14 protein-coding genes, 2 pseudogenes and 1 riboswitch are annotated in these 16,805 nt (G+C 57.1%); of the genes and pseudogenes, 8 read left to right on the plus strand and 8 right to left on the minus strand.

What is annotated here, in order from left to right:
* Window positions 1–600: 600 nt before the first annotated feature.
* The 4 genes from PACILC2_RS15385 to PACILC2_RS15400 all read left to right on the plus strand — a co-directional run bounded on the left by PACILC2_RS15385 (window position 601) and on the right by PACILC2_RS15400 (window position 4,867).
* Entirely contained in the window at window positions 601–1,728 is a 1,128-nt protein-coding gene (locus tag PACILC2_RS15385) for a cytochrome P450 (protein ID WP_213529359.1), read from the plus strand.
* 336 nt (window positions 1,729–2,064) lie between these two features.
* Window positions 2,065–2,967 carry a LysR family transcriptional regulator gene (locus PACILC2_RS15390; RefSeq protein WP_062491586.1) on the plus strand — a complete coding sequence of 301 codons (903 nt, stop codon included), beginning with the start codon at window positions 2,065–2,067 and terminating at the stop codon, window positions 2,965–2,967.
* 26 nt (window positions 2,968–2,993) lie between these two features.
* Window positions 2,994–3,803: a histidinol-phosphatase gene (locus tag PACILC2_RS15395; RefSeq protein WP_062491584.1), complete on the plus strand. Its 810-nt coding sequence runs from the start codon at window positions 2,994–2,996 to the stop codon at window positions 3,801–3,803.
* A gap of 179 nt (window positions 3,804–3,982) precedes the next feature.
* The gene (locus PACILC2_RS15400; RefSeq protein ID WP_213529368.1) at window positions 3,983–4,867 is read left to right on the plus strand and encodes a DMT family transporter; all 885 of its coding nucleotides are present in this window, start codon (window positions 3,983–3,985) and stop codon (window positions 4,865–4,867) included.
* Between the two features lie 12 nt (window positions 4,868–4,879).
* Here the strand turns inward: PACILC2_RS15400 and PACILC2_RS15405 are convergent, their stop codons facing one another.
* Together PACILC2_RS15405 and PACILC2_RS15410 are read right to left on the minus strand one after the other, a co-directional pair.
* Window positions 4,880–5,734, minus strand: a complete 855-nt coding sequence (locus PACILC2_RS15405; protein WP_213529360.1) for a DUF695 domain-containing protein — start codon at window positions 5,732–5,734, stop codon at window positions 4,880–4,882.
* Between the two features lie 267 nt (window positions 5,735–6,001).
* Window positions 6,002–6,718: a pirin family protein gene (locus tag PACILC2_RS15410; RefSeq protein WP_062491578.1), complete on the minus strand. Its 717-nt coding sequence runs from the start codon at window positions 6,716–6,718 to the stop codon at window positions 6,002–6,004.
* 299 nt (window positions 6,719–7,017) lie between these two features.
* Between PACILC2_RS15410 and PACILC2_RS15420 the strand changes: the two genes are divergently transcribed.
* Window positions 7,018–7,326, plus strand: coding sequence for a winged helix-turn-helix transcriptional regulator (locus PACILC2_RS15420; RefSeq protein ID WP_062491576.1), 309 nt, complete (start codon window positions 7,018–7,020; stop codon window positions 7,324–7,326).
* A 118-nt stretch (window positions 7,327–7,444) separates the two neighbouring features.
* On the opposite strand, the gene sdhB is transcribed toward PACILC2_RS15420, so the two are convergent.
* Genes sdhB through PACILC2_RS15435 form a run of 3 tightly spaced genes read right to left on the minus strand, consistent with a single transcriptional unit; the run spans window position 7,445 to window position 10,670 of the window.
* Complete coding sequence (sdhB, locus tag PACILC2_RS15425; RefSeq protein WP_213529369.1) at window positions 7,445–8,236, minus strand: succinate dehydrogenase iron-sulfur subunit; 792 nt, start codon at window positions 8,234–8,236, stop codon at window positions 7,445–7,447.
* Window positions 8,223–9,974 carry a succinate dehydrogenase flavoprotein subunit gene (gene sdhA / locus PACILC2_RS15430; protein WP_062491572.1) on the minus strand — a complete coding sequence of 584 codons (1,752 nt, stop codon included), beginning with the start codon at window positions 9,972–9,974 and terminating at the stop codon, window positions 8,223–8,225. The genes sdhB and sdhA overlap by 14 nt, the downstream gene beginning before the upstream one ends.
* 24 nt (window positions 9,975–9,998) lie before the next feature.
* On the minus strand, window positions 9,999–10,670 hold the full coding sequence (locus PACILC2_RS15435) for a succinate dehydrogenase cytochrome b558 subunit (RefSeq protein WP_062491570.1): 672 nt from the start codon (window positions 10,668–10,670) through the stop codon (window positions 9,999–10,001).
* 198 nt (window positions 10,671–10,868) lie between these two features.
* Between PACILC2_RS15435 and PACILC2_RS15440 the strand changes: the two genes are divergently transcribed.
* Entirely contained in the window at window positions 10,869–11,771 is a 903-nt protein-coding gene (locus PACILC2_RS15440) for a LysR family transcriptional regulator (protein WP_062491568.1), read from the plus strand.
* A 267-nt stretch (window positions 11,772–12,038) separates the two neighbouring features.
* Entirely contained in the window at window positions 12,039–12,656 is a 618-nt protein-coding gene (locus PACILC2_RS15445) for a C40 family peptidase (protein WP_307860604.1), read from the plus strand.
* Window positions 12,657–12,659: 3 nt separating this feature from the next.
* Here PACILC2_RS15445 and PACILC2_RS15450 read toward each other — a convergent pair whose 3' ends face one another.
* The 3 genes and pseudogenes from PACILC2_RS15450 to PACILC2_RS27015 form a co-directional block, all read right to left on the minus strand.
* Window positions 12,660–13,325, minus strand: coding sequence for a potassium channel family protein (locus tag PACILC2_RS15450; RefSeq protein WP_062496604.1), 666 nt, complete (start codon window positions 13,323–13,325; stop codon window positions 12,660–12,662).
* A 16-nt stretch (window positions 13,326–13,341) separates the two neighbouring features.
* Window positions 13,342–14,683: pseudogene (locus PACILC2_RS15455) on the minus strand (TrkH family potassium uptake protein).
* An 82-nt stretch (window positions 14,684–14,765) separates the two neighbouring features.
* Window positions 14,766–14,960: riboswitch (cyclic di-AMP (ydaO/yuaA leader) on the minus strand.
* 994 nt (window positions 14,961–15,954) lie between these two features.
* Window positions 15,955–16,404 carry a hypothetical protein gene (locus PACILC2_RS27015; protein WP_244863542.1) on the minus strand — a complete coding sequence of 150 codons (450 nt, stop codon included), beginning with the start codon at window positions 16,402–16,404 and terminating at the stop codon, window positions 15,955–15,957.
* Between PACILC2_RS27015 and PACILC2_RS27020 the strand changes: the two are divergent.
* Window positions 16,303–16,689 (plus strand): annotated as a pseudogene (locus PACILC2_RS27020) (CPBP family intramembrane glutamic endopeptidase); the annotation flags it as partial. The gene PACILC2_RS27015 and the pseudogene PACILC2_RS27020 sit on opposite strands and share 102 nt — an antisense overlap.
* Window positions 16,690–16,805 lie beyond the last annotated feature (116 nt).

Below are 16,805 nucleotides of genomic sequence, written 5' to 3' on the forward strand. Positions count from 1 at the left end.
TGCAATAGTCTCACGGATCGAACTCCGTTTATGGCATTTTCATTGCACAAAATACAACAAACTCCGCTCTCTCGCCGAAAATCGCCTAATATTTGGAATTGTCATTGCACTTTTTACAATGATTCAATCCGTCATCCTCCGTTTGCGCTACTTCATTGTACTTTCTGCAATTATTTCACAGAGCGCAACCCGTTGCGGCTCTCTCATTGCACTCTTTGTAATGGTTCCATCGGTTGCCCCTTGTTTGCGGCACTCTTCTCATTGCACTTTTTGCAATAGTCTCACGGATCGCGCTCCATTTATGGCATTTTCATTGCACAAAATACAACAAAACTCCGCTCTCTCGCCGAAAATCTCCTAATATTTGGAATTTCATTACACTTTTTACAATTATTCAACCCGTCACCTCCCGTTTGCGCTACTTCATTGTACTTTCTGCAATTATTTCACAGAGCGCAACCCGTTGCGACTCTCTCATTACACCTTGTACAACGGAACACCGCAGCACCTCATTTCCAGTAACGGTTTGATTTTCCAGACGAATATGTTTAAGCTACAGGTGTAACGGCCTCATTCACATGGAGAGGGGAGATTGGGGAGATGAAATGGAACGAGGAACACGGTCTGCTGCCGCTAGCACATTTTGCCTCGATGCGTGCGACGGAGCCGGTGGCTTATCAGAACGGGGCATGGCATGTGTATCGGTACGAAGACGCCAAGGCGATATTCGCCGATCCCGGGCGGTTCTCGTCGGAGATGTCGGATTCACCGTCGCCGGACGTGCCGATCGAGCACAGCATTTTGCGGCGCGACCCGCCGAAGCACCGCCAACTGCGGGCGCTTGTCACGCAGGCATTCACCCCGCGCGCGATCGAGGCGCTCGCGCCGCGCATCGAGACGCTTGCCCACGAGCTGCTCGATAAGGCCGAAGCGCGCGGCGGCATGGACGCCATCGGCGATTTTGCCGGCCCGCTGCCGGTGCTCGTCATCGCCGAGATGCTCGGCATTCCCTCTCGCGACCGCGAACAGTTCAAGGAGTGGTCCGATGCGCTCGTCGGCACCGATTACGACCGGTTTATGCAGTGCCAGCGGGAAATGAGCGACTATTTCGGCCGCATCGCCGACGAGAGAAAGCGCAACCCGCATGACGACCTGATCAGCCGGCTTGTACAGGCCGAGGCCGACGGAAGCCCGCTTGCGCCCGTCGAGCTGATCGGGTTCTGCATTCTGCTGCTCGTCGCCGGCAACGAGACGACCACGAATCTGCTCGGCGGCGCGCTGCTTTGCTTTGACGACCGCCGGGACGATTGGGAAGCGATCCGGGACGACCGGTCGCTGCTGTCGGGAGCGATCGAAGAGACGCTTCGCTACTGCTCGCCCGTGCTGAATATGACCCGCCGCGTCCGGCAAACCGCAGTCGTCGCGGACCGCAAGCTGGAAGCCGGCGAATACGTCCATCTCTGGATCGGTTCGGCCAACCATGACGAAGCGGTTTTCGAACGCCCGGACCGCTTCGACATCCGCCGCTCGCCAAATCAGCACCTCGCGTTCGGCCACGGCATCCATTTCTGCCTGGGCGCCCAGCTTGCCCGGCTGGAAGCGAGAATCGCCCTCGGCGCGCTGCTCGACCGCTTCCCGAACTTCCGGCGCGACCGGACGGCGCCGCTCGAGAGAGTCGACAGCTCGTTCGTGTTCGGCGTCAAGCATCTGCCCGTCCTGCTGAGCTGACCCTGAACGGCCGTTCGCGATGCTTCTCCCGCCCTCGGCGCGCTGCTCGACCGCTTCCCGAACTTCCGGCGCGACCGGACGGCGCCGCTCGAGAGAGTCGACAGCTCGTTCGTGTTCGGCGTCAAGCATCTGCCTGTCCTGCTGAGCTGACCTTGAATGGCCGTTCGCGATGCTTCTCCCGGCCTCGACGCGCTGCTCGACCGCTTCCCGAAGCTCCCGGCCGGCCTTTTATCCCTCCCCCATACGTCGGGAACGTTTTGCGGTCATATCATTTTTCATTTATAATGAAAGAACTGATGATAAAAATGTTCTATCAATCGACAAGGGGGGGACTCCATGAACATCAACCAGCTGGAGACGCTGATTACCATATCCAAGACGATGAGCTTCCGCAAAGCGGGCGAACTGCTCAACCTGACACAGCCTGCCGTATCTGCGCAAATCAAAAGCCTGGAGGACGAATTCAAGACGGTGCTGATCGACCGGAACCAGCCGGTTACGCTAACCGATCGCGGGCAGGTGTTCCTGGAGCACGCCGAACGGATACTCGGAATTGTCGAGGAACTGAAGCAAAAGCTGTACGATCTGAATCAGACGCCGCAAGGGCATATCGTATTCGGTACGACCACATCGATCGCAATCCAGATATTGCCGCGCGTCCTGTCCTATTTCCAAAACCAGTTTCCATTGATCAAAACGACGATCCATTCGATGCCATCCTCACAGGTTATGGCCTGCGTGGAGAACGGCACGGTCGATCTCGGCATTACGTACCTGACGGAACGCAATCCGCACCTCGCCTCCTCGGTTCTCTACTACGACACATACGAACTGGTCGTATCGCCCGACCATCCCATGAGCCATCTGCGCCATACAACCATCGAATCGCTACGCGGTATTCCGATGATCATGCTAGCTCCCGACACGATCGGCCGCCGGTTTGTCGATCAGGTGTTCCGCAAACATAATATCGAGCCCAACATCGTCATGGAATTGTCCAGCAGCGAGGAAGTGAAGCGGATGGTCGAAATCAATCTCGGCGCCGCCGTCGTATCCAAATCGACGATCGCCAACGAACTGCGGCTCGGCACGCTGAAGATGATCAAGGTCAACGAGTTCGAAATCAGCCATCCCGTCGGCGTCGTATACAAATCCGGACGTTATTTGAATTCCGCGATGCAGCAATTTTTGAGCGATCTCAAGGGGATGCCGCAAGACCAGTTTATCAGTAGCGAGTAAAACGTGACTTGAGGAGGGATTCCGTTTTGAAATTCGATCTGCACACCCATCACATCCGGTGCGGACATGCCGAAGGTTGCATCGAGGATTACATTCTCGCCGCGATCGAAGCCGGATTGCAAGCGATCGGCATCTCCGATCATTCCCCTTACTTCGCCCATCCGGACGAGCAGCCGCATCCCGGCATTGCGATGGCGCGCAGCGAATTCGCCCGTTACGTCGACGAGGTGCTTCGTCTGAAGGAAGTGTACAAGGACCGGATCGAAGTGCTGCTCGGCGTGGAATCCGACTTCTTCCCCGAGCATGCGGAGATTTACCGCGCGGCATACGAACCGTATCCGTTCGATTACATTATCGGCTCCGTTCACCAGACGAGAGGCGTCAGCATTTTCAACCGCAAACGGTGGAAGGGGCTTGACGAGAAACGCCAAATCGAGGAGAAGGTGCATTATTACGAGCTGATCCGCGATTCCGCGCGCTCCGGGATTTTCCAGATACTCGGCCATATCGATGCCATGAAAGGGTATTATCCGGCATTCTCCGACATCCCGGCCCATGAGGCGGTTGACGAGACGCTTCGAGTGATCGCCGAATGCGGCATCGCGATTGAGGTCAATACCTCCGGCAAAACGAAGGATGCCGGCGGCTGGTACCCGTCCGATGAGATTTTGGAGCGGGCGCGCTATTTCGGCGTCAACGTGACGTTCGGCTCCGACGCCCACAAGCCGTCCAGAGTCGGGGACGAATGGGAGGAAGTCCGGACCAGGCTCAAGGAAATCGGCTTCGACCACTGGGTGTACTACCGCCGCAAGCAGCCTGTGCGGGTCCCGCTATAACAAGTGTCCACTGCCGCGACCCCAAAAAAGGGACCCGCAAATGCGCGGGTCCAAAAGCTTTATATAAAAAAGGGGGTCTTGTTTATTATAATAGCCCGACAATATGAAAGGACGATAACAGAAGTGTTTCAGTTGTGTAACAAATTGGCCTGCCGCCCTGCCGGCAGAGCGGCCGTTTGATGTGGCTCGTCATCGCCGTCGGCAGCGCCGTGCTGTTCGGGCTGGCAGGCTGGTGGATGAAGGCTTCGCAAATGAACGGCGGCGACAACACGACGCTGCTCCTCGGCCTGTACGCTTCCGGAACGGCCGGATTCGCCGTCCACGCCTCGCTTGCCGGATCGTGGCCGGCGCTCGGAGACTGGCGGATATGGCTCGCGGGCGCGATTATCGGAGCCGGTTCGGCCTGGGGCAACGCCGTTTTTATGAAGGCGCTGGCATACGGGCCCGCCAGTCTGACTTCGCCGCTGACCAATCTCAATATCGCCGCCGTCGTCGCGATGTCCGTTCTCCTCTACGACGAACCGCTCGGCATCGCGGAAGCGGCCGGCATCGCGCTTCTGTTCGCAGCGGTCATCCTGATCTCGATCCGCCGCCATGAACCGCTCACGATCCGCGAGAAGCGCTGGTTCGCCTACGTCGCGCTGGCGATCGTGCTGTTCTCCTTCCGCAACGGCGGCCTTAAAGTGACGGGCGAGCTCGGACTGGCCGACACGCCGATTTTGCTTGTCGGGTACGCGCTTTCGCTGCTATGGTTCGCCGCGGCCGGCATGATCCGGCAGCGGCGCCTCCGCAACGAAACTTCGGCAGAGCGCGGCTTGAGCGACAGCGCGCTGCGGACCGGTATGCGATACGGACTGCTCGCCGGGCTGTTCTCCTATGCGGGACTGCAATTGTACGCCGTCGCGCTGCAGACCGGCAAAGCGAATTTGGCCGCGCCGATATTCGCCACCAACAGCCTCGTCGTGGCGGCCGGCGCGATTATCGTCTACCGGGAGCGGCTGACGCGAACGCAGTGGCTCGCCTTCGCCTGCATGATCGCCGGGCTGGCGGTTATCCGGCTCTGAACGCGGCCCGGCTTATTGCCGTTTGACGCTGCCGCTGCCCGCCGTATCCTTGCGAAAGACGGACAGCAGCGCGTCGAACAGCCTTTTGCCCCCGATCCGCAGCCGCTGCAGGGCGGTATGCTTCATGACGGAGCCCCATCCGTCATAGATTCCCCCGCTGCCGCGCAGAAGACTGTACAGTTCCTGCACCCTGCCGTTAATCGTCTCCAGCTTGACGTCCTCATACCGGCTAATGACGAGCGGGTAAGGAAATCCCGGCTTCGTCTCGCCGAGCTTCGTCTCGTCCGGCTTCATCTCCTCGATCCGGTAACCGAGTCTTTTAAGCTTCTGGCCGATATGGTCCCGGTTTCCGGAATCTTTAAACAACAACCAATGGTATACATTGCGGGGCTTTTCGATTTTATCGCCCTTATGAACGAGCGCATACACCATCTGGGCGTTATGAATCAATAATTCCTCCAGGTCATTCGGAAGCAAATAACGGTAAAACGACCAATCGGAATCGAGCTTGCTGTATGCCTGAATCCGCAAATCCGGATAACGGCCGAGCACTTCGCGCAGTTGCGGAAGCCCGCCGGTCCCTTCGCGTCCGTAATAGTAATATTCCAGCCGGGACGGCGTATTGATTCGGCCGATATATACAGCATCCGTCAGCGCCTGCTCCAGTTCCGCTTCGAGCCGGGTGAGCCGGGCGACCGCATCCTGTCTGGCCGCCCTGCTTTTTCCGACCGAATACAGATTGACCGTGACGGACAGCAGCTCGGGCAGACGATCAAGCGGCGCGTCCGTTCTCCATTCGCAGTTAATCAATATTCGCATCAGTTCCGTGTCGGTTCGGCGTTCGAAGAAACCCCAATCTTCGGTCATGAAGCACCTCTCAGAAGTATTGCACAAAAGTGGTGGATCAGCCCTTATTATACCGTCGACTCCGTCTGCAACCAATGGTTTTTCAATATTTATCGGATAAAATCGTCCGACGGCAGCGGCGCATCCCATATCCTTGGACGCGATCGGAGGGCAAGAAGTTGCGGAATGATCGCCTCCAGAAGCATATCCAACGAGTGCAACGACCAAAAAGTTACCGAAAACAGCCAAAAACCGGGGGATTACCCCGGTTTTGCCCGTTTATATCCGTCACGGCAAATCGATCAGCATGATCCGGCTGCCGTCCGCCTCGGCCGTCAGCGCAAGCTCCGGCTCGTTCTCGATACGGGCCGAATCCCTGCGCTTCAATACCGTTCCGTCGCCAAGACGGATGCCGCCTTCGATCACAAACAGAAATACGCGTCTTCCTTCCGGTTGTGTGTGCGTCAATGTCGCACCGTTCCGGGGCTCGGCCAGATAGATCGTCATATCCTGATGAATGCGCGCCACCTTGCCGGCTTCCGCGACATGTTCATCCCCGCTGACGACCGGTACGAGCCGGTCTTGCAGCGACGCTGTGTCGAATTGCGTCGTCTCGTAAGACGGCGTCAGTCCGTTTTTCTCCGGTATAAACCACATTTGCAGCAGTTCCAGCGGCTCGTCCTTGGACGCATTATGCTCGGAATGAAAAATGCCGGTGCCGGCCGACATCCGCTGAATGCCTCCCCAGCCGGTCTGCGCCGCATTGCCGATGCTGTCCCGGTGCTGCAGCCGGCCCGAAAGCACGACCGTAACAATTTCCATTTCTTTATGCGGGTGCATGCCGAATCCGGTTCCGGGCGCAATCCAGTCGTCGTTCAGAACGCGCATCGGCCCGAATTGAAGATTGTGCGGATCGTAGTATTCCGCAAACGAAAAGCTGAAGCTGGAACGAAGCCACCCATGATTCGTCCGATAGCGTCCTTCAGCCGGAAAACGCTGAATCATCGTCGATCTCTCCTTGTCTGTCTATATGATGAATTACCCTATACCGCGCCGATCGAATACGCTCCGGCTCCTGTCAAAGCAAGTCCGAGCGCAACGGCGATCAGCACCAGGTTGTATTCGTCTCTTTTCTGCTGCATTCAGCATAATCAATTAACTTACATTTGTCAAGTAGGTATTAATTAATTAGTTATAGGCAAATAATAAGCATTAGAAACGCGGAAAAATGCATCCGGTATGATTAGCGCTTACGTTTTGTTAGTTCATATGTTACAATATAGTTATAAAGCGGGGTGATACGGTTGGACTATTCAAGAATGTGCCCAAAATACGAATCGGCTATCGAATTGCTCGGCAAGAAATGGACGGGTTTGATCATACGCGTGCTGTTGGGCGGCCCGAAACGCTTTAAGGAAATTAAAGAACAAATTCCCGAAATGAGCGATAAAATGTTGACCGACCGCATGAAGGAACTGGAGCAGATGGAGATCGTCAAACGTACCGTCTATCCTGAAATGCCCGTTCGGATCGAATACGAACTGACCGAAAAAGGAAAGGCGCTCGAGCCGGTCATTTGCTCCATTCAGACATGGGGAGAAAATTGGATGTAGGAAGCGCCGGCCTGACGGTCAGCGCAGAAAAAGAGACTGCCGGATTCATTTCCCGGCAGTCTCTTTTTTTAGTGTTCGCATGCCGAAAGCTCTGATCGGGCCCCGGCATTTTCTATCGTTACATCCCCAGCCATTTCCGGAACAAGTGCTTCGTCGTGTCTTTGTTGATCGCCGCGATCGATGTCGTAAGCGGAATGCCTTTCGGGCAGGAGCGGACGCAGTTCTGCGAGTTCCCGCATCCTTCGATGCCGCCGTCCTCCATCAGCGCCTCGAGCCGCTCTTCCTTATTCATCTCGCCGGTCGGATGGGCGTTGAACAGCCGAACTTGCGAAATGGCCGCCGGGCCGATGAAGCTGCTCCGCTCATTCACGTTCGGGCAAGCTTCCAGACAGACGCCGCACGTCATGCACTTGGACAGCTCATACGCCCATTGCCGCTTCGTTTCCGCCATCCGCGGTCCCGGTCCGAGATCGTACGTGCCGTCAATCGGAATCCACGCTTTTACCCGTTTGAGGGCGTTGAACATCCGCTCGCGGTTGATGACCAGGTCGCGAACGACCGGGAACGTGCGCATCGGCTCCAGGCGAATCGGCTGCTCCAGCTTGTCGATGAGCGCGCTGCATGCCTGGCGCGGCTTGCCGTTGATCACCATCGAGCAAGCGCCGCACACTTCTTCCAGACAGTTCGATTCCCAGCATACCGGCGACGTTTTCTGACCGTCCGCTCTTACCGGGTTGCGTTGAATCTCCATCAGGGCGCTGATTACGTTCATATTGGGACGATACGGAATTTCGAACTCTTCCGTATACGGCTGCGAATCGGGCGTATCTTGACGTCTAATGATCAGCTTTACCGTTTTTGTGCAGTTTCCGCCATCGCTTGTCTCTCCTTTCCGCTTACTTCTTCTTATCTGTCGTATAGTCGCGTTTGCGCGGCGGAATCAGCGACACATCGACATCTTCGTACGAAATTTCCGGTCCGTCCGGCGTCCACTTCGCTTTGGTCGTTTTCAGGAATTGCTCGTCATTGCGCTCGGGGAATTCCGGCTTGTAGTGAGCGCCGCGGCTTTCGTTCCGCAGCAGCGCGCCTTTCGTCATCGCCTCGGCCAGCTCCAGCATGTTCCACAGCTGGCGGGTGAAAGATGCGCCGGCATTGTTCCATTTTGCCGTATCGTTAATATTGATCTTCCGGTAACGCTGCTTCAATTCTTTGATTTTGTCGATCGTTTCTTCCAGCTTCTTATTAAACCGGACGACGGTCATATTGTTCGTCATCCACTCGCCGAGCTCCTTATGCAGCACATAGGCGTTCTCGTTGCCGTCCATGGCGAGAATGTCCGCATATTTGTCTTCCTGACGCTTCTTCTCCCGATCGAATACGGCAGAAGAAATATCTTCGGCCGACTTGGACAGCCCTTTAATATATTCGACCGCCTTCGGACCGGCCACCATGCCGCCATAAATAGCCGACAGCAGCGAGTTCGCCCCGAGACGGTTGGCCCCGTGATATTGATACTCGCACTCGCCGCAGGCGAACAGGCCGGGAATATTCGTCATCTGGTTGTAGTCGACCCACATGCCGCCCATCGAATAGTGAACGGCCGGGAAAATTTTCATCGGAATTTTACGCGGGTCGTCGCCCATAAATTTCTCGTAAATTTCGATGATGCCGCCGAGCTTCACGTCCAGTTCCTTCGGATCCTTGTGCGACAGGTCGAGATAAACCATGTTTTCGCCGTTGATGCCGAGCTTCAGGTCCACGCACACATGGAAAATTTCCCGGGTCGCGATATCGCGCGGCACCAGGTTGCCGTATGCCGGATATTTCTCCTCCAGGAAGTACCACGGTTTGCCGTCCTTGTACGTCCAGACCCGTCCGCCCTCGCCGCGCGCCGATTCGCTCATCAGCCGCAGCTTGTCGTCGCCGGGAATCGCGGTCGGGTGAATTTGAATGAATTCGCCGTTGGCGTAATACACGCCTTGCTGATAAACGGCGCTCGCCGCCGTACCGGTATTGATAACCGAGTTGGTCGTTTTGCCGAAAATGATGCCCGGTCCGCCGGTCGCCAGAATGACGGCATCGGCCGCAAAAGTATGCACTTCCATCGAGCGGAGGTCCTGGGCCGTAATGCCGCGGCATACGCCCTCTTCGTCGAGCACCGCGCTGAGAAACTCCCAATGCTCGCGCTTCGTAACAAGACCGGCAGTCTCCCAACGGCGCACTTGCTCGTCCAACGCGTAAAGCAGCTGCTGGCCGGTCGTCGCTCCCGCGAAAGCGGTGCGGTGATGCTTCGTCCCCCCGAACCGGCGGAAATCGAGCAGCCCTTCCGGCGTCCGGTTGAACATGACGCCCATCCGGTCCATCAGATGGATAATGCCCGGCGCCGCTTCGCACATCGCTTTAACCGGCGGCTGGTTCGCCAGAAAGTCGCCCCCGTACACCGTATCGTCGAAGTGCTCCCACGGCGAGTCGCCTTCTCCCTTCGTGTTGACCGCGCCGTTGATGCCGCCTTGCGCGCAAACCGAATGGGACCGCTTAACCGGCACAAGCGAGAACAGCTCGACATGTATGCCCGCTTCCGCCGCTTTGATCGTCGCCATCAATCCGGCCAGACCGCCGCCGACTACGATGATATTATTTTTAGCCATTTCGTTTCGCTCCTTGTCCTCGTACTATCCGATGCTGATCAGCGCCGCTGCGGCGTCTGCAGCTTCCTTGAACTCATCGCCGCGGAAGGCGACGATCGACAGCAGGAACAACGCCGATACAATTACGAATACGCCCATCCATACATAAGAAGAGATGCGCTGCGCCCGCGGGCCGACCGTAATGCCCCATGCGACGAGGAACGACCACATGCCGTTGGCGAAATGGAACACCGCCGACAGTACGCCGATCGTATAGAGTACGATCATCGCCGGGTTGCTGAAGATCTGATGCATCGTCGCCCCGAGCTCTTCATGGGAAATCGCGCCGATCGCCACCTGGAAACGGGTCTCGTAGACGTGCCAGAAAACGAAAATAAATGTAATGACCCCCGTTATCCGCTGCAGCGCAAAAGCCCAGTTCCGCCCGTATCCGAACCGTCCGACGTTCAGGTCGGACTGGTACGCGATGTACAGCCCGTAAACGCCGTGGAAAATGAGCGGAAGGAAAATGCCGAAAATCTCGAGGAAGAGCACAAGAGGCAACCCTTGCAAAAAGGAGACGCTCCTGTTGAATCCTTCCAAGCCGCCCTCGAATGCCGTGTAGTTCGTAATGGCATGCTCCACGAGGAACAGGCTGAGCGGGATCACGCCAAGCAGAGAGTGAAGCTTGCGCGAGTAATACGAGTTCCCATTCATAATCGTTGCTTTTCTCCTTTCCAGACTGTGGATACCTTTAAACAAACCTTTACCATTTTACCCCCCGGCCTGCAGGCCGTCAACAACAGTCGACACAAAATAGTCACACTTTATATCGTACCCCTTTTGCGCTTATAATGGAATTGCTTATTCCGTATAAATCGTTATAACTACTGCGCATAAGAAGGGTTGATCTCGATGCTCGAAAATTTGCACGTATTCGCCGCTGTCGTCGAACATTCCAGCATGAACAAGGCGGCTGCCGCCCTCAATCTTTCGCAGCCGGCGCTATCGCGCAAAATCGCCAAACTGGAAGAAGAGCTCGGCGTCGAACTGTTCCGCCGGATCGGCAAACGGCTCGAATTGACGCGGGTCGGCCAGCTCACCTACGATTATACGCTGGAGCTGAGGCAAGCCCACCGCCGTTACCTTCAGAAAGTCGAAGAGTTTCGAAAGGCGGGCCGCACGCCGCTGACAATCGGGGCCAGTCTGACGACGCTGCAGACGACACTTCCCGATATTATACAGGCGCTGACGGCCAGCCATCCCGAATTCGACATTAAGGCCATTACCGGCAAAACCCACGAAATCGTGACGCTTGTCCGGGAGCACAAGGCGGAAATCGGCATCGTCGCTTCTGCGATCGACGATCCTTTGCTCCGCTGCGTGCCGCTGTTCGACGATCATCTGCTGCTCGTGCTGCCGCGCAATCAGGTCGTTACCGACCGCGGCATGATGACGATCGAAGATCTCGACGGCTTTCCGATGATTCTGTTCTCGCGCGGGACATGGTACCGCATTCTGACCGACGAGTTGTTCGACAAATATCACCTTCAACCGGATGTCAAAATGGAGATCGATTCGTTCGAAGCGATTTTGCGGCTTCTTCATACTTGCCGCGCGGGCACACTGCTGCCCCGCTCGTATATGCGCCCGCAGTTGCTCGAAAACAACGAACTGACTGTCGTGACGATCCGCGAGCTGGAAGAGACGAAGCGTACGACATCGCTGATTTATTCCGAATCGTTCGATTTTGCGCCGTCGATTCGAATGTGGATTAACGAGGTTTCGGCCCGTTATACGCGCGGCATCGGCCGCTAGACGGACGGGCGTTGGATACGCTTGCTATCTATAGCTTATCCCAAATCCGCCGCTCCCAAATCGGATCGTCAGGCATTCGCGCTTATATAATTGAAATCCGCCTCGAAATCAAGGCGGAATGCATTAAGTTTTTTCATCGTTTTTTAATAAACCGGCCGCAAGCCGCAGGAACGGTCGGATTCGTCCCTCCCTGGTAATGGGTGGGCCTGCGAATTTATGTTACGGTGGAAACAGAAAACCGATTCAAAGTCATGGGAGGTTGTGACGATGATGACGATAAACACTGTCAAAACCGGAACGATGCGGATCGCGCTGGCCGTTTGCCTGACGTTTTCGGCCGTATTGCCTGCCGGCTTGACCGCACAGGCCGAGGCCGTGCAGCCTTCGTCCGGCAAAGCCGAGGCGATCATCGCAACAGGCATGCAGCTGATCGGCACTCCTTATGTGTTCGGCGCCAAATCGGGGCAAACGGACGCCTTCGATTGCTCCTCCTTCACCCAATATGTATTCCGCCAGAACGGCATCGAGCTTCCGCGCTCGTCCAGACAGCAGGCCGAGGTCGGAACGGCCGTGGCGAAAGACGAGCTGCAGGCAGGGGACCTCGTCTTCTCCGATACGAACCGCGACGGCGTCATCAACCATGTCAGCATTTACGCCGGTGACGGCAAATTGCTGCACACTTACAGAGCCGGAATCGGCGTAACCGTGTCCGATTTTGAAGGCAGCACCTGGGACAAGACGTTCGTTACCGCACGCCGCGTGCTTCCCCAAGAGAGCGTCCAGAGCGACGCCGCAACGGATCCCGGTGTCGGCGCGCCTCTTTCCGGCGGAGCTTCTGACAGCCGCGGCCACGATCGCGATGATGACCGGCCGTCATCCGACTGACGGTCAACGGCTTACCGCCGCTTCGAAATTTTCGATCTGCTCGTTCGTGCCGATGACGACCATTATATCTTTCTCCTCCAGCACGTCTGCGGCGGTCGGCGCGATAATGATGCCGCCCCGCAGCTTGTTGATCGCGACGATGCTGCAGCCGTAGCGTGCGCGCGGATTCAGCTCCTTGAGCGTCTTGCCGCTCATCTCCTTCGGAACGGCCAGTTCCGCTATCGTATATTCCTTGGACAGCTCGATATAATCGAGCAAATTGGGGGATACGAGCTGATGGGCCACGCGCACGCCCATATCCCGCTCCGGATAGATGATCCGGTCGACGCCGATCTTCTCCAGCACCCGTCCGTGCAATTCGCCCAAAGCCTTGACGACGACCTGCTTCACGCCGAGGTCTTTAATCAGGATGGACGTCATAATATTGGCCTGGATGTCGTTCCCGATCGCGACGACCGCGCAGTCAAAGTTGCGGACGCCGAGCGAGCGGAGCACATCTTCATCCGTGGAATCGGCGACAACGGCATGGGTCAGCACGTCGCTCATCTCCTCGACCGCCTCTTCATCCTTGTCGATGCCGAGCACCTCGTATCCCAGCTCCACGAGCTCCCGCCCGAGGCTGGAGCCGAAGCGCCCCAGTCCGATAATGACGAATTGATTCATTTTCATCGTAACGTCCATTCTCCTATCCGATCGTAATTTTCCCTTCCGGATGCCGGAACGGTTCCTTGTCGGTGCGCGTTCCGAGCGCGTAAGCGAGCGTCAGCGGCCCGAGACGTCCGGCGAACATCGTAAGCGAGATGATCGCTTTCCCGATGTCGGTCAGCTCGGGCGTCAGCCCGACGGACAATCCGACCGTTCCGAACGCCGACGTCGCTTCGAATAAAATGGCGAGAAACGGCTGGTCTTCCGTTGCCGTCAAAATCATCGTGACGCCGATGACGAGCGCGAGCGACAGCATCGTAATGGCAAGCGCCTTAAAGACCCGTTCCTGGCCCAGCCGATAACGAAAGATAACGATGTCTTCGCGTCCGCGAATCATGGCGATAACGGCATACACCAGCGTCGCGAACGTCGTCGTCTTGATGCCGCCCCCGGTCGATCCGGGCGATGCGCCGATAAACATCAGAATAATGATAAAAAATAGCGTCGCCTGTCTCAGTTCTCCGATCGGCAGCGTGTTGGCCCCGGCCGTCCGGGGGTGACCGACTGGAAGAACGAAGCCAGCGCTTTGCCGCCCCAGCCAAGCTGCCCGAGCGTATTCGGATTCGTAAACTCGAACAGGAAAATGACCGCGGCGCCGACCGCGATAAGCAATCCCGTCGTCGTCAGCACAACTTTGGAATGCAGCGACAACCGCTTGCTCCGGCGGTATTCCATCACATCCGCCAGAACGGCAAAGCCCGCCCCGCCAAGGATAATGAGCAGCATCGAAACGATATTGACCGCCGGGTCCGCCGCGTAGGACGTCAGGCTGTTGAATCCGCCCATCAGGTCGAAGCCGGCATTGTTGAACAGCGACACAGCGTGGAAAACGCCGTAATATGCGGCTTGGCCGGGCGGCATCTCGAACAGAAAACGGATCGTGAACAAGACCGCCCCCGCCAGTTCGATCGTAACCGTATAAAGCACGACTTTCCGGATAAGCCGCACGATGCCTTCCGTCGTCGCCTGGTTCATCGCTTCCTGCAAGATGAGCCGTTCGCGGAACGATATCCGCTTGCGCAGAATGAGCGCGAAAAGCGTTGCCATCGTCATGAAACCGAGTCCGCCGATTTGAATCAAACCCAATATGACGATCTGCCCGAATGGCGTAAAGAACGTGCCGGTATCGACGACGACGAGCCCGGTTACGCATGTTGCGGAAGTGGCCGTAAAAACGCGTCGATCAGACGCAGCCGCTGCTCCCCCTCGACAGCGATCGGCAGCGACAGCAGAACGGTCCCGAGCAGAATGATCAGCGCAAAACCGCATACGAGGACGCGGGGAGGCGACCCGTTCCACAAGCTCATTCGTTGTTTGCCCATATAAACGCTCCTTTTTACCGCTGCAGCCCGTTCCGGCTTTTTGTGCAACAAAAAGCACTGGAAACCCAATGCTGTCAGCGATGAGTCCTAGTCCGTCAGCCTGCGAGGTTAGCTGTCGGGTTCGGGCCGGACAGGCGGCCCTATTCGAATGACGGCAAACGTCTCGAAATTCACCCCAAGTTGCGGCTGAGCCGGCGCCCGGATACGAGCGGCGCGTCAGCGGCAACAATACGTATGGTTCCCCCGTTTTCACTTGGAAATTCGGCTGTTCTATTCGGTTTATCGCTCCGCGGCAGGAGCTCGAATCCGATTATAATCGCTTTCCCGTTACCGTTACAAATCGCTCCATTCCGAAATTGCAGCCGTTTTTGATACAAAAACCGAAATGGCGCCGGCATAATGGGCTGTTTCGGCATAGATTTGAAACAAAAGCTCGTCAACGCGGCGACTGTCTGCGGATTGCGTTGGTACAATTAGGGAAGCTTATGATAAAGTACTTGTATGCGGTTTATTTCGGAAAAAACGCGACAGGAGGCGGACATATGAACGAAATTCGGCATCAGGCGGAATGGAGGCGCTGGGCCTGGCTGGGGGCGGCGGGCGCGCTGCTGTTTGTCCTGTTTCAGGTGCTGCCCGTCACATCGGATTCCTCCTTCCGCGATCAGACGGAACCGGTCATCGCGAAGCGCGAGGCCGAACGGCAAGCCTCCGATTTTGCTTCCCGGCATTTCGGCGCAGCTCCCCTTTCGGCCCACGCCGTGCACCAGTCCGACCGGCTCATGTACGGATACTTGATGAAAGAAAAGCTGTACGAACCTTTCAGGCACGATTACGAAGCCCGTTTTCCGACCGACACTTATCAGGCGACGCTGCGCCTGCCGGACAGGAAAACGCTGTTCGTCCACGTACATATGACATCCGGCGAAATCGTCGGCTGGCGGCTGTTCAACGATTCGCTGGCAGAGGAAACGGCAGCACTCGAGGAATCGAAGACATTGGACATGGCGAGAGCTTTCGCCGAAACGCGGGGCTTTCGGGCCGAAGAACTGCGGGAGGGGTACGTCAACCGGGCGGGAGAAGCGGTATTGGAGCCCCAAGGCTACCGGATCGGCGAGGCGCGGCTGCGTCTTGTGATCGGAATCGGAACGACGGACGAAGGCCAGCCGGTCGTCACGAAATATAAAGCGGTGTTCGAGGTTCCCGAACGTTACCAGGCGTACGTCGCCGGGCAGGATCGGCTGGCCTCCCGGTTGACGCTGTTCGGCAACCTGCTAATCAGCGGGGTCATGGCGATTGTGGCTGCCGTCATCGCCGTCCTGTACCGGAAGCGCATCTCGTTTGGAAGGGGTGTCGTGCTGACACTGCTGTTTCTGGCATGTTATCTTGTCAACCAGTTCAATATGGCGGACGGCATGCGCGCCAGCTTCGGCGAGGACCCGCGGGCAGAGCTTCTCTATACGGGGGGGATGGCGCTGACCGTCGTGCTGACTGTGCTGCTCGGCTTCGCCGTCTACTTCTCGCTCGTTGCCGGCGACGGCTTGTGGCGGGCGCAAGGCCGCGGCCTGTGGCCGAAATTCGGCGAAGCCGGCTTCGGCGCCCATGTGTGGCAGAGCATGAAGATGTCCTATCTGTTCGCCCTGATCCTGCTCGGCGCGCAGACGGTCATTCTGTTCGCGCTGGAACGTTCGACCGGCGCATGGTCGACGAGCGACCCTGCGCAATCGCCCTATAACCTCCGCATCGTATGGCTGTATCCGCTGCTCGCCTGGGCGGCGGCGATATCCGAAGAAGCGGTGTACCGGCTGTTCGGCATCGGACTGCTGCGCAAATGGTTGCGCAGCACCTTCGCCGCGGCGCTCGTGCCGACCGTCATCTGGGCGCTCGGACATGTCGCGTATCCGATCTATCCGGCGACGACGCGCCTGATCGAGCTGACCGTCATCGGGCTCGCCATGAGCTGGCTGTTCCTTCGCTACGGCTTTATTACCGCCGTATTTACGCATGCGATTATGAACAGCATTCTGATGGCGGTGTCGCTTGTCTTCCTCGGTTCGGCCGCCAATCTGGCGACGGCGGCCGTTTATTTGGCGCTGCCGGTCGCAGTGGCCTGGGTCCTCAAGCG

It is taken from the genome of Paenibacillus cisolokensis, assembly GCF_018403665.1.
GTDB lineage: Bacteria > Bacillota > Bacilli > Paenibacillales > Paenibacillaceae > Paenibacillus_AH > Paenibacillus_AH cisolokensis.

Bases quoted from the DNA above. Each gene is read 5' to 3' on its own strand.
- PACILC2_RS15385 (WP_213529359.1), top strand. From the start codon at position 601: ATGAAATGGAACGAGGAACACGGTCTGCTGCCGCTAGCACATTTTGCC.
- PACILC2_RS15390 (WP_062491586.1), top strand. From the start codon at position 2,065: ATGAACATCAACCAGCTGGAGACGCTGATTACCATATCCAAGACGATG.
- PACILC2_RS15400 (WP_213529368.1), top strand. From the start codon at position 3,983: ATGTGGCTCGTCATCGCCGTCGGCAGCGCCGTGCTGTTCGGGCTGGCA.
- PACILC2_RS15405 (WP_213529360.1), bottom strand. From the start codon at position 5,734: ATGACCGAAGATTGGGGTTTCTTCGAACGCCGAACCGACACGGAACTG.
- PACILC2_RS15410 (WP_062491578.1), bottom strand. From the start codon at position 6,718: ATGATTCAGCGTTTTCCGGCTGAAGGACGCTATCGGACGAATCATGGG.
- sdhA (WP_062491572.1), bottom strand. From the start codon at position 9,974: ATGGCTAAAAATAATATCATCGTAGTCGGCGGCGGTCTGGCCGGATTG.
- PACILC2_RS15435 (WP_062491570.1), bottom strand. From the start codon at position 10,670: ATGAATGGGAACTCGTATTACTCGCGCAAGCTTCACTCTCTGCTTGGC.
- PACILC2_RS15440 (WP_062491568.1), top strand. From the start codon at position 10,869: ATGCTCGAAAATTTGCACGTATTCGCCGCTGTCGTCGAACATTCCAGC.
- PACILC2_RS15445 (WP_307860604.1), top strand. From the start codon at position 12,039: ATGATGACGATAAACACTGTCAAAACCGGAACGATGCGGATCGCGCTG.
- PACILC2_RS15450 (WP_062496604.1), bottom strand. From the start codon at position 13,325: ATGAAAATGAATCAATTCGTCATTATCGGACTGGGGCGCTTCGGCTCC.